General features: G+C 59.5%; 10 protein-coding genes. 5 read left to right on the top strand and 5 right to left on the bottom strand.

Features of this window, described 5'->3' with window-relative positions; translation table 11 throughout:
• Positions 1–152: 152 nt before the first annotated feature.
• Positions 153–1667, bottom strand: coding sequence for an MFS transporter (locus ACQRBT_RS00200; protein ID WP_412047745.1), 1515 nt, complete (start codon positions 1665–1667; stop codon positions 153–155).
• A gap of 103 nt (positions 1668–1770) precedes the next feature.
• Here ACQRBT_RS00200 and ACQRBT_RS00195 point away from each other — a divergent pair, with 103 nt between their 5' ends.
• A complete protein-coding gene (locus ACQRBT_RS00195) occupies positions 1771–2673 on the top strand; it encodes a LysR family transcriptional regulator (RefSeq protein ID WP_060756963.1) in 903 nt (300 codons plus the stop codon).
• A 313-nt stretch (positions 2674–2986) separates the two neighbouring features.
• On the opposite strand, the gene ACQRBT_RS00190 is transcribed toward ACQRBT_RS00195, so the two are convergent.
• Together ACQRBT_RS00190 and ACQRBT_RS00185 are read right to left on the bottom strand one after the other, a co-directional pair.
• The gene (locus ACQRBT_RS00190) at positions 2987–4150 is read right to left on the bottom strand and encodes a catalase family protein (protein ID WP_412047744.1); all 1164 of its coding nucleotides are present in this window, start codon (positions 4148–4150) and stop codon (positions 2987–2989) included.
• The gene (locus ACQRBT_RS00185) at positions 4147–5958 is read right to left on the bottom strand and encodes a di-heme-cytochrome C peroxidase (RefSeq protein WP_412047743.1); all 1812 of its coding nucleotides are present in this window, start codon (positions 5956–5958) and stop codon (positions 4147–4149) included. The genes ACQRBT_RS00190 and ACQRBT_RS00185 overlap by 4 nt, the downstream gene beginning before the upstream one ends.
• Positions 5959–6206: 248 nt before the next feature.
• On the opposite strand from ACQRBT_RS00185, the gene ACQRBT_RS00180 reads away from it, so the two are divergent.
• From ACQRBT_RS00180 to ACQRBT_RS00165, 4 genes are all read left to right on the top strand, one after another.
• Positions 6207–6947: an FKBP-type peptidyl-prolyl cis-trans isomerase gene (locus ACQRBT_RS00180; RefSeq protein WP_060756966.1), complete on the top strand. Its 741-nt coding sequence runs from the start codon at positions 6207–6209 to the stop codon at positions 6945–6947.
• Between the two features lie 324 nt (positions 6948–7271).
• Complete coding sequence (locus tag ACQRBT_RS00175) at positions 7272–7727, top strand: YkvA family protein (protein ID WP_198763476.1); 456 nt, start codon at positions 7272–7274, stop codon at positions 7725–7727.
• 96 nt (positions 7728–7823) lie between these two features.
• A complete protein-coding gene (locus ACQRBT_RS00170) occupies positions 7824–8162 on the top strand; it encodes a helix-turn-helix domain-containing protein (protein WP_412047742.1) in 339 nt (112 codons plus the stop codon).
• Complete coding sequence (locus ACQRBT_RS00165; RefSeq protein WP_005786715.1) at positions 8159–8530, top strand: hypothetical protein; 372 nt, start codon at positions 8159–8161, stop codon at positions 8528–8530. Before ACQRBT_RS00170 ends, ACQRBT_RS00165 begins: the two co-directional genes overlap by 4 nt.
• Here ACQRBT_RS00165 and ACQRBT_RS00160 read toward each other — a convergent pair.
• Positions 8527–10296 (bottom strand): bifunctional diguanylate cyclase/phosphodiesterase, encoded by a 1770-nt coding sequence (locus tag ACQRBT_RS00160; RefSeq protein WP_060756999.1) that lies wholly within the window; start codon positions 10294–10296, stop codon positions 8527–8529. The genes ACQRBT_RS00165 and ACQRBT_RS00160 overlap by 4 nt on opposite strands.
• Positions 10297–10415: 119 nt before the next feature.
• On the bottom strand, positions 10416–12497 hold the full coding sequence (locus tag ACQRBT_RS00155; protein WP_232966038.1) for a carboxy terminal-processing peptidase: 2082 nt from the start codon (positions 12495–12497) through the stop codon (positions 10416–10418).
• Positions 12498–12866 lie beyond the last annotated feature (369 nt).

Below are 12866 nucleotides of genomic sequence, written 5' to 3'. Positions count from 1 at the left end.
CGGTAGTTCAGTCGGTTAGAATACCGGCCTGTCACGCCGGGGGTCGCGGGTTCGAGTCCCGTCCGCTGCGCCATATTCGGTAACCTGGAACACTGAACGCCAGGTCGCCACAAGAAGCCCGCTCATTGAGCGGGCTTTTTTTTGCCTGTCATTCAGCTCAACGACTTAATGGCTTGCTTCGCCGCAATCGGCGCGATATCCCGGCGGCCCAGGAACACGAAAACGACCATTGCCGTGAGCAGGGTGAGTGCCGCCAGCCATTGCAGCAACGTGTCGAAGCCTTCCAGGTAGGCCGTACGTAGCAACGCCAATGGAATGTTCGCACTGGCGTGCGGCGTGTCACCCATGACCAACTGTTGGGCTACCACTGAAGCGTCCTGCGCAGCGATGGCATTCAGATGATGCGCGACCAGCGCGCTCAACGCCGCCAAGACGATAGCCAGCGCGACACCCTCACTGGCCACCCGGGTTGTATTGAAGATGCCCGCCGCCATCCCCGCCCGTTCCTTTGGCACCACACTGATCGCCAGGCCATCCATCAGGCCCCATGGCAGGCCAGTACCGATGCCAATCACCAGCATGGCAACGACGGTCTGCAGCGGATGACCGGGTGTTCCCTGGCTCAACCCATACAAGCCCGCCGCGGCGATCAAAAAACCAATCGCACACAGCATTCCAGCCGGCAGCCAGCGCGTCAGCATCGCAGCGATCATAGGCACTACCAGCATCGGCGCCGACAGCGCCAGCATCATCAGGCCCGCCTCAAATGCACTGGCGCCTTCGACACCGATAAACCTCAGTGGCAGCAATACCACCAGTACGATGTAGCAGTAACAGGTGCCGATCGGAAGCAACTGCACGCCAATGAAGCGCGCAAAGCGAAACAGCCGCAGATCCAGCATCGGTTGGCTTGCGCGGTTTTCAACGAGGATAAACATCAGTAAGAACATCACCGCCACTGTGAGCAGGGCTAGCGTCGTCGTTGAGGTCCAGCCTTGTTGCGGCGCCAGGATCACCGCTGTGGTCAGGCTCACCAGCATGGCCGAAAACATCAGGATGCCGGCCAAGTCCAGGCGGCGTGCTTGCGGGTCGCGGCTTTCACGCATTTTGGGTGCGGCGAACAGCAGCGAGAGCCCCGCCAGCATGGCCGTGGCTATAAAAATCGCGCGCCAGCCCCACTGTGCGATCAGCACACCCGAGATCAGCGGGCCAAAGGCCAGGCCCGCGCCGAAAGTGGTACCCAACAGGCTGAAAGCGCGCGTCCTGGCATGCCCGTCAAATTCCTGCGCCAACGCCGCGCTGCCGCTGGCCAAGGCGATGGCCGCCGCGACACCCTGCACGCCGCGTAATACGTCCAACCAGAAAATATCCGGCGCCATGGCCAGCAGCAGGGAGGTCACTGCAAACAGCGCCATCCCCCACAAGAACAGGCGCTTGCGCCCATAAAGGTCGGCGAGGGTGCCCGCCGCCATCAGCAAGCTGCCGAAGCTGAGCATGAACGCATTGGTTATCCAGGCCATTTGCGTGGGATGCGCAGCGAACGCTATTCCAATGGACGGCGTCGCCACGGCGCCTCCGGTGAAGCTCATGGGTAAAACCAGAGCGGCCAGGCAGATCGCGATCAGGATGGCATAGTCGCCATGAGCCGCAGCGGAGGGTGTGTTCATGGGAATTCCCGTTGGTCTATAAAGATGAAGACTCTAATCAGGATGTAATTCATGATAAACAGGCAGGAATTCCACTCATAGCGGAACAAAAGGATGTAATGCTGTGACCGATAACCTTAGTGGTGTGATCGCCTTCGTGAAGACTGCACAGGCTCTGAGCTTCATTGGCGCGGCGCGAGTCTTGGGGGTTTCCGCCTCAGCAGTGGGCAAAAACGTCGCCAAGCTTGAGGCTGAGCTCAATGTGCGGCTGTTGCATCGCAGCACCCGTAAAGTCAGCCTTACCGTCGAAGGGCAATTGTTTTATGAGCGCTGCCGGAAAATCCTCGATGATCTGCAAGACGCCCGCGCCATGCTCTCCCATGCCATCCAGGCGCCGCGTGGCAAGTTACGGGTCAGCCTGCCCACCATCGGTTATCGCTTTCTCCTGGCGCATATGGTCGCGTTCCGGGAGGCCTACCCGGAAATCGAGTTGGAGCTGGATTTCAACGATCATCTGGTGGACGTGATTGAAGAAGGCTTCGACGTAGTGATTCGTAGCGGAGACTTGGTCGACTCGACATTAATGGCGCGTCGGCTGGGGCCGTTCCGCTTTGTCATGTGTGCATCGCCCGAGTACTTGCGAACCCACGGCCGGCCCGAAACGCTCACTGACCTTGAGCACCACCCCTGCCTGCGTTATCGGTTTGCCACTACCGGTAAAATAATGGAGTGGACGCTGTCCGCCAATCCGGCGATCACCCAGTTGCGCCTGCCCACCGCGATGACCTTGAACAACATGGAAGCCATGCTCATGGCCGCCATCGACGGCCATGGTATCGCCTATATGCCGGATTTCCTGGCCCGGGAGGCGTTGGCCAGGGGGCAGTTGGAGACCGTGCTGAACGGGCATTCCAATGACCAAGGCCAGTTCTGGGCGCTGTGGCCCTCCAGTCGTCATCTCTCGCCGAAAATCCGTGCGTTCGTGGACTTTGCCGCTGCGCACCTGTTCACCACCCATCAAGAGTAAGGGCGGCGGCTGATTTCAACGATCAGCTTATTTGGCTTTCTTTTTCTTCTCGCCGCGAGTGGCAAGCAGTTCAAAGCAAAATGCGGCGGTGCCGAAGAGCGCGATCATTGAGAGGACGACCATACCTAACGTTGAGCTTTCCACGATGACTTCCTACGGGTTGAGGGGTAGGAGGTGACGGTAGAGTCTGTGGGGCGGGTTGCTCAATAGGGGTGACGTAATCGTTATGCCGAGCAGGCGATCTATACGGATTCTTTGCGGGTTACCCTGTCCCTGTCCGTTACCTCGATAACGGATAGGGACCCGGACAACATTACAAGTTGCGGCTATGCCGATAGTCACTGACCGCCTCGTACACCGCCTTGCGCAAGCGATTGATCCCCCCGATCGGCCGGTGCGCCTCCAGCCCGAACCACGGGTTGAACGACTGGTTGTCACAGGCCAGGTTCAAGGCCGGTGTGTCAAAGTCCTGCGCGGGAATCCGCACCTTGGCCACGGTTTCATAGGGCGCATCGCTTTCCTTCCACTCGATGCTGGTGTCTTCGATCGGCATGAATTTCTGCGGGTTCTGCCGCTGAATCTGCAATACAAAACAGGCGGGTACACGGTCGATAGACAGTTGCTGGTTCAAGGCGCTGCGCAGAAAATTCGGCAGGTCCTGGTTCTGTTTGGGGAGCACATACTCCGGGCAGCTTTGTGGGTCGGGGGCGACGCGGAATTTGGCATTGGCCGCGCCGAATTTGTAGGGTGAAACTGAAAAGTAGGTCGCCTGCGTCGGGCTCGCCGGTGCCGGCGCCAAGGTCGCCAGGGCGATAAACAGATGGCGTACCTGCCAACTGCGAGGGTCGGCTTTGGGGAAGAACGCCAGGACCTTTTTGCCGTCGGCCTGGGCGCCGATGTTCTGCGCGTATTCCGCCACATCGCTGACAAAGAAATTTGGGTGGCTGAACATCACGAAGTCTTGTTCCGTGCGTGCTTGCTGGTCCGCCATCAATTGTTTGCCCGGTACATCCAGCAGCTTGAGCGCCATGCCCCGAGCATCGCGAATGCTGTCGAACTGCGGGTAGGCATTACCGTTGGACAGCCGCATCTGCGCCTGCCAGGTCTTGCCCGGCTCGGCGAACACACCCTGGCGCAAGGCGGAGTCGAGGTCCGCCAGTACGCTGACTTCGGCCTTCACGCAGCCGTGGGCCTTGGCGTGGGCATCACGCAGGTAGCGCGTGCCTTCGCGGTGTTGGTCGACAATCCGTACCGCCGTCTGGATGATGCCCTGGGTCATGGCCGCTTCACCGGCCGGGATCTGCTCGTTCGGCGACACCGGGCCACTGTGCTGCCAGGCGAACCAGGCAGTGGCTCCCAGCCAGCCGAGCACGCCCAGGCCGATCAGCCACAACAGGGTTTTGCCGAGAAACCGGCCCAGGCGCAGCCAGAGACGTGCGAGCAGCGAGCGTTCGTTGTATTGGGATCGAATCATCATGGCAATTGTTGCTCCAGCGGGCCGCCCAGCACTTTGAGGTATTCCAGCAGCGCCCAGCGTTCTTGTGGCTGCAGGCTACGGCCGATCACGCCGTTGCCGCGTTGACCGGCGCGGAATTCATGGCCGCTGTTGTGGTTGCCGGTGATTTTGGTATCGAACAGGAAGGCGTTCTTGAAGGCAGCGGTTTCAAAGCCCAGGTGGCGCGGGTCGTAGTTGAAGGTGCCTTTATAGAACGTGGTGCTGCGCTCGTCCTGGGGCGAAAGCAATTGATAGATCGTGGGCACCGAGCCGTTGTGCAGGAACGGCGGGGTTGCCCAGACGCCGGCCAGCGGGCGTGCCTTGTAGGCGCGCAGTTCGCGCACACCGATAGGCAGGCCGAAGCCGTCCAGGCCCGGGCGTTCGGCCGGAGTCACACCGGCAGCGCGGTAGGCGTGCTCTTCGACGAAGGCGGTGACGTAGGCCAGGCCCTGGGCCACGGACATCTTTTTCAAGTCCATCGGTTCGGTCGGGGTCGGGTGCAACTGGACATCGAGCTTGGCCAGTTCCGCCGGGTCCCATTGCAGGGCGCTCAGGTCATAACGGTGGTCGGCGATGTTGCTTGCGGCGGTTGGGTCGGTGCCGATGTATTCGACCGGGAGCATTTTCAGTTGCTGCACCGGGCGTCCCGTTTCCTGGCTGACGGCGGGCACATGGCAACCGGCGCAGTTCTCGGCGAACAGGGCGCGGCCCTGGGCGGCGAGGGGTTTGTCGATGGCACCGAACAGGTCTTCCGGCCAGGTTGGTGGCTTGAGGTGTTGCAGGGTTTCTTCAATCAGGTTCAGGTCACGCACGCGCACGCTGGAAGGGTAGCGGGCGTCCCCCTGCAGCGGCTGGCCGGCGTTGTCGAAGAAATTCAGGGTGGCGCCGACGCCGAGGGCTTCGCCGATATTGCGCGCCATGGGTTGCTGGGCTGAGCCGTTCCATTGCACCCAATCGAAGGTCCAGATATCCCACAGATGCGGGTAGTCCACGGGGGCGTTGGCGATGCGGTAATTGTCCGGTGAAATCGCATCGCCGAAACTGGCATTGGCAATACGGCCAAATGCATCGGTGCGGCCGGGGCCTTCTTCGGTGGGGTAGAGGCCACGGTGGGTGTCGTTCCAGGCGACTTTGAGGAACTGGTCCAGGGACTGCTTGAAGTCCGCGCGCAGTTTTTTCTTGTTGTTGTCGTCGTAATCGAAACCGAGCACTTCCCGGGCAAAGCGCTCGAACTTCCAGGGGTTGTAATACGTGGCGGCAAGGCTGGCCACCAGGGCCTGGCCGAAACTGCCGCCACGCAAGGTGGGCACGCTGGAAGGCAGCACATGTTGAGCCGAGCCACCGTCTACGCGCAGGGCCTGGCCTTTGAAGTGCAGTTCGCCGGTGTGGCAGGCGGCGCAGGTGATATCCAGATACTCCACTTTGCTGTCGGCGTTCTGATGCCGGGCGAACCCCACGGGCAGGTTGCCAGGGTTTTGCGCGGTGGGCACCTGCTTGGGATCGACCAGGAAACCAAAGCGTGCCAGGTATTCGGGCGTGGCAAAGCGCTGCTCCGAGAAGGGCAGTTCCAGGGCTGTGAACCAGTTGTAATGCAGGCCCTTTACCTGGGTGCCCTGGGGCGTGAAGTAGTAGGTCTGACGGTCGGCGGCACTCCATTGATCCTGGTAATGCACCTGCTGCACGGGCACGTAGTCCGGCAGCCTGGGGTTGACGGTGTAATAGAGCACCACGGCCAGGAGCAGGCCCAATGCCAGGAGTATCAGGAGTAAAACACGGGAAAAAATGCGCAAGATAACTATCCTTGTCGAGGGTTAGCGCTCTTATGCCATCACCCCACGGGGGCGGCAAGTGGCCATGAGCGCGGTTACAGGTAGTCCCGCGATCCTTCGCGGACCCCCATGATGAATGAAAATGCTTTTAAACACGTGAACTTATCAGAAGTTTCCCGCTCAGATGCCGGTAGCCATTGGTCGTGGCCGCCTGATAAGCTCGCGACTTTAATTCGATTGCCCTTTTGGCGCATGAACAAGGAAATAGCATGAAACAGCATCGGTTGGCGGCGGCGGTGGCCCTGGTTAGCCTGGTACTTGCGGGTTGTGATTCGCAAACCAGCGTAGAGCTGAAAACCCCGGCGCAGAAGGCTTCCTACGGCATCGGCCTGAACATGGGCAAAAGCCTTGCTCAAGAAGGCATGGATGACCTGGACTCCAAAGCGGTAGCCCAAGGTATCGAAGATGCCGTCGGCAAGAAAGAACAGAAGCTGAAAGATGACGAGCTGGTCGAAGCGTTTGCCGCACTGCAAAAACGTGCTGAAGAACGTATGACCAAAATGAGTGAAGAGTCGGCAGTTGCCGGCAAGAAATTCCTCGAAGAAAACGGCAAGAAAGAAGGTGTGGTCACGACCGCTTCCGGTCTGCAGTACAAGATCCTGAAGAAGGCCGACGGCGCTCAGCCTAAGCCGACCGACGTAGTGACTGTTCACTACACCGGCAAGCTCACCAATGGCACCACCTTCGACAGCTCCGTAGATCGCGGCAGCCCGATTGACCTACCGGTCAGCGGCGTGATCCCGGGTTGGGTCGAAGGCCTGCAACTGATGCACGTGGGTGAGAAGGTCGAGTTGTACATCCCTTCGGACCTGGCCTACGGCGCACAAAGCCCGAGCCCGGCGATTCCGGCCAACTCCGTGCTGGTATTCGACCTGGAACTGCTGGGTATCAAGGACCCGGCCAAGGCTGACGCCCCTGAAGCACCTGCTGCACCAGCTGCCAAGAAGTAATCGGCGCCTGAACACACAACGCCCCGTTTTGACGGGGCGTTGTTGTTTCTGCATATTGGCGAAACGCCAACCCCTCGTTCGTGCAGTGAATCTGATCGAACGTCCGTTGTGCCGCGCAGTCTGAACTAAGACTCAAGCATGGGTAGCCGCACATCAACGTCAAGTCAATGAAATCTTGGGTTTTTTTAATGTGCGCAAAAAACGCCCGATCTAACTGAAAGCCTTGTAAACAGAGGGTTTCAGCCATGAAAAAAGGCTCTGTTCACAAGGTTATCCACAATTTGTGTGGATAACCTTTTCTGTCGTCTGGAACTGGAGTGACGAATGAAACCACCCTTCAATTTCACCCGTTTCCTGCCCATGGCTGCACGCCTGCTCGGCCGCGGCCGCTTGCCCACCTTGCTGTTTGCCGTTGCGGCCAAGGGGTCGAGCCAGGGCAGTCGCCTGGGCAAGCTCAAGGATGATCTAAAGCTGCTACAGGCCCTGTGCCTGGCTTACTGGCGTGGCGAATACCGCGCCATCAGCCCAAAGGCACTCATCTCGGTGGTGGCGGGGCTGATGTACTTCCTGAGCCCGATTGACGCGATCCCGGATTTTATCCCCGTATTCGGTATGCTGGATGACATCGCCGTGCTGGCATGGCTCATGAAGACCCTGGACGGCGAACTGAGCGCCTTTCGCGCCTGGCGTGACGCCCAGCGCCCCGAAAAGCTGGCGGTGGTTGAGCGCTTGCCGGCGACGCCTGCGCTGCTGGCCGAGGAAAACCCGCAAAAAAACTGACGGTGCTTATATCCCCCTGCGACCTTTGTGGCTGTTAGGATTACACTTCTAAGGAAAGAACTTACTTAGTAAGTGTTGTTATCCTACGGGGCAGTCATGGATATTCAGATCATTTCACGCGATGGCGAACCCGAATACGCGGTGTTGCCATGGGACCAGTACCAGGCGCTGCTTAAAGCTGCCGGCCAGCAACAACCCGTACCGACTCCATCTTCTGCCACCCAGGCCACGCCTGATCAGGCTTTGCGTCCTCTCGCCGACCTGCGCGGCTTGCGTGAAGGCAAGGGCCTGGCCATCGAAGCCCTGGCCCGCACCGTGGGGATCAGCCCCTCGTATCTTGGATTGATTGAAAGTGGTGAGCGCCAGCCGGATGCCGCTATCCGCCGCAGCCTGGCCTGGGAATTGGGCGTTGCAGGTTGGAGGGATGAATCTTGAGCCTACGTATCAGTCGTCAACACTGGGATGGATTACTCAACGAGTTGGACCAGGCGCGCCGCCAGCGCCATTTACTGACCTACCGCGCGCTGCTGGAGCGCCTGCAGTTTCCAACCCCTGCCATGCAAACCCTGGCTGCCGCTCTCGAACACCTGGCGGCGCTGGATGCCAAGGCCGAGCAGCCGTTGCGCAGTTCCCTGGTGATCAGCCAGGGCGCCAGCCGCCTGCCACGTACCGGTTTCTTTGAGTGTGTAGAGCGCCTGGGGCGCTTCAGTGGGCCATCCGATGGCGTGGCTGCTGCCTCCTGGCATGCCTCGGAAGTGGTGCGGGTATTCGAATACGAGTACCCGGAATCCGCCGAGGCTTAAAGCGCCTGGGGCAGCGTCTCCACGCTGTCGATGACATGGATGCTGTAACCGGCCACATTCTTGGCATGGTGCTTGGCCTGGGAGGCCAGCTCCGCCAACTGGCTGGCATCTAGTTGTCCACAGGCCTGTGGATAGAGATGCACCACGCCAATGGACAGCGACAGCAGCGCGAACTCCTGACGTATACCCTGGCGGTTCAACGCCACGAAACAGCCGGCCTCCAAGTGTTCGGCGCGATAGAAGCGTCGGCATTGGGTGTGGAAATCATCCAGCAACTGGTTGAGCCGCTTGCGCCAATCCTGCGGGCCGAGCACCAGCAAAAAATCATCACCGCCAATATGCCCGACGAAGTCTCGGCTGGGGTCGATCCGGTCGTTCAGGCATTGCGCCAGGCATAGCAGTACCTCATCGCCACGTCCGTAGCCGTAGATATCATTGAACGGCTTGAAACTGTCGATATCCACGTAGCAAATCACCGACTCACGTTGTTGCTGCAGCAACCGCGTCAGGCACTGCTGGATGGGCACGTTGCCCGGTAGCAGGGTCAGCGGATTGGCGTAGCGTGCCTGCTGGATTTTCAGCTCGGTGATCAGCTTGAGCACATCGATCACCCGGCCCAGGCCCAAGTAATCCCCGTTGAGGGTGATGATGAAATCTTCTTCGATGCGTTGCCGCGCGCGGCTGGTCAACAGGCGGCTGACTTGCTGAAGCGACTGGCTCAACTCCACAGCCAGAAAGTCATCGCTCATCAAGCGGCTGATGGGCTTGCGCGCGAACAGATCGGTGGCGAAAGGCTTGAGCAGCGCATCGGACAACGAGTGTCGATGCACAATGCCGACCGGGTGGCCACGTCGATCCAGCACGGCCAGCGAGTTCAGGTTGGCCTGGCGGCGAAACGACTCCAGTACCTGGGCGGTGGCGGTGTCTTGGTCCACCGCTGGTTGTTCGTTGAGCAGGGCGCTGAGGTCGCTGCCTTCTTCGCTGAGGGCGGTGCTGGCACTGTCTTGCTTGGGCAGCATCAAGTGCGCTTCTTGCGGCGGATGTTCCTGGGGCCGGCAGAGCAGATAGCCCTGGACCAGGTCGACGCCCATCTCCGTCAATACCGCGAGTTCTCCAGGCAGTTCGATGCCCTCGGCAATGACCTGGGCATGGGACGCCCTGGCGATTTGCAGGATAGAGCCGACGAATTCGCGCTTGAGTGCGTCCTGGTGAATACCGTCGATAAAGTGTCGGTCGATCTTCACGTAATCCGGGCGCAGTTCCGACCACAGGCGCAGGCTGGAATACCCGGCGCCCAAGTCATCCAGGGCAATGGCGAAGCCCATGTCGCGGTAATGGTGCAGGGCGGTTTGCAGGAGTGCGAAATCGTCGGTGGGTGTCTGTTCGGTCAGCTCGATGACCACCTGGCTGGGTGGAATGCCGAAATCGCGCAGCAGTTGCAGGGTACGGCCTGGCTGGTGCGCAGTCTCCATCAGGGATTCCGGCGAGATATTCAGGAACAGCTTGCCCGGCAGCTTCTGCTCGCTGAAGCGTCGACACGCACTTTCGCGGCAGGCCATTTCCAGCTCACTGAGTCGCCCCGTTTGGCTGGCCACCGAGAACAGGGCGACGGGGGAGTGCAGCGGGCTGTTGGAGGGGCCGCGGCTGAGGGCTTCATAGCCGAGGATACGCCGTTCGGACAGGCAGATGATCGGTTGGAACAGGCTGTGCAAACTGCCATGAGCGAGAATAGAGCCCAATGCATTCAGCTGTTCGGTCATGGTCATGGCGATCTCGATCGAAAAAAAAGGACCGCAGGCATGGAGCCTGCGGTCCTTCATTTCACGACAGAATGATGTCTATATGATGACACTCCGTAGAGTGTTCAACATTAAATCGCCATCATTTACTGTTTGGCCACCTGTTTGCTGAGCTTGAGGTAGTCCAGCAGGACCCGGCCGGTCTCGGCCAGGTAAGCGTCGTCTTCCGGCTTGGTTTTTTCCGCCTCGGCCGGCAGCGCATCTTCATCTTCTTTCTTCAGTTCCTTGAGCGGGTCTTCGCCCTTGGCCTTGCGGCGGATGTTTTCCAGCACAAGTTGCTGATTTTCGATGTCGGTGTGCTGCGCACGGCGGTCCGCTTCATTGAGGCTGACGGTTTTTTCTTCCATCAGCTTCTTGGCCAGGGCCAGTTTGTCGCGGATGAACACGAACTCGGCATCCTTGGCGGAGCGAGCGTCATGGTCGGCCTTCAACTGCGCCAGGTACGGTTTGAACGGGTCCGACGCCGGTTTGATGGCCGGGCGGATGGTGTCCCACGGCATGGCTTCGGGCAGGGCGCTCTCGCCGATTTCCTTGGTGTCGATGATCGACGGGAAGTCGATATCCGGCAGCACGCCCTGATGCTGGGTGCTCTGCCCGGAAACCCGGTAGAACTTGGCCAGCGTCAGCTTGAGCTCGCCATGGTTCAGCGGTTGAATGGTCTGCACGGTGCCCTTGCCGAAGGTCTGGCCGCCGATGATCAGCGCACGGTGATAGTCCTGCATGGCACCGGCGAAAATCTCCGAAGCCGAGGCCGAAAGACGGTTGACCAGCAACGCCATCGGCCCTTTGTAGAAGGCCCCCGGGTTCTCGTCTTCCAGCACATCGACACGGCCATCGGCGTTGCGTACCAACACGGTCGGGCCTTTGTCGATGAACAGACTGGTCAGCTCGGTCGCTTCCTGCAGAGAGCCGCCGCCGTTGTTGCGCAGGTCGATGACCACGCCGTCGACTTTCTCTTTCTGCAGTTCTGTGAGGATTTTCTTAACGTCGCGGGTGGTGCTCTTGTAGTCCGGGTCGCCGGCTCGGAAGGCTTTGAAGTCGAGGTAGAAGGCCGGGATTTCAATCACACCCAGCTTGTAATCCTTGCCATCCTGCTTGAGCTTGAGGATTTTCTTCTGCACCGCCTGGTCTTCGAGCTTCACCGCCTCGCGGGTGATCGACACGATCTTGCTGGTCTGGTCGTTCGGTGCATTGGTGTGCGGAATCACTTCCAGACGCACCACGCTGCCTTTCGGCCCACGGATCAGCTTCACCACTTCGTCCAGGCGCCAGCCGACCACATCGACCATCTCTTTGTCGGCCTGGGCCACGCCGATGATCTTGTCGGCCGGAGCGACTTGCTTGGTCTTGTCTGCCGGGCCCGCCGGCACCAGACGCACGATCTTGACCTGGTCATTGTCGCTTTGCAGGACGGCACCGATGCCTTCCAGCGACAGACTCATGTTGATATCAAAGTTTTCTGCGTTATCCGGTGACAGATAATTGGTGTGCGGGTCGTAGGACATCGCAAAGGTGTTGATGTAGGCCTGGAAGATATCTTCGGCGCGGGTCTGATCCAGACGTGCCAGCTGATTCTTGTAGCGCTTGGTCAACAGTTCTTGAATGGCCTTGGGCTCTTTGCCGGCGATCTTCAAGCGCAGCACTTCGTCCTTGACGCGTTTGCGCCACAGGTCGTCGAGGGCGGCGGTGCTGGTCAGCCAGGGCGCGTCCTTGCGATCCACCAGAAGGGTTTCCTTCTGGGTGAAGTCGAGCTTGTCGACGCCTTTGTTCAACTCTGCCAAGGCGAAGTCCAGACGCGCTTTGACGCGGTCCAGGTAGCGCTTGTAGATGGTAAAGCCGGGCTGCAGGTCGCCGCTCTTGAGGAAGTCGTCGAACTGCGTCTTCCACTTGTCGAACTCAGCGATATCGCTGGCCAGGAAGTAGCTGCGCGAGGGGTCCAGCAGCTTGAGGTAGCTGTCGTAGATGATCACCGAGCGAGCATCGTCCAAGGGCGGCTTGCTGTAGTGATGGCGCTTGAGCAACTCGACGACGTTAAGGCTGGCAATCACCTCATCGCGATCAGGCTGAAGGTTGTCCCAGCTGTTGGCTGCGAACGTATTGGTCGACATCGACGCGAAGCCGAGACCAATGAAAAAAGCGAGGGCGGTGCTGGGGAACAAATGCTTCATGCTGATTCGACGCGGGGGCAATTGATAACGCATATTAGGCCGTCTTTGAGGGAGCCGGTTCCATATGGTCCGGTCGCATAATGCAAAAAGCCCGGCGCTACTGCTACGGGCTCAGTCCGGAGTCACTATGGAGGCACTCTGAAAGCATTGCAAGGCGTTGGAGATCATACGGATTGGTTAGAGGATTCCAGTCCTACCTGTAACGTAGGTCAAGTTCGCCTCTGTGAGTCTGAATCGCGACAGTTTTGAGCCTTTATCTCGGGTTTGACTAAAACCGGGTTGGATTTGGAGTGCGACCCGCCATGTGGGAGGGGGCTTGCTCCCGATGGCGGTGTCTCAGTGAAGAATGTTACATCTGATGCCCGCCAT

Origin of the sequence: Pseudomonas sp. R19M (assembly GCF_050312585.1) — a bacterium.
Taxonomy (GTDB): Bacteria; Pseudomonadota; Gammaproteobacteria; order Pseudomonadales; family Pseudomonadaceae; genus Aquipseudomonas; species Aquipseudomonas palleroniana.
The sequence above is the reverse complement of the archived record's forward strand: the minus strand, read 5'-3'. Positions and strand labels throughout refer to the sequence as shown.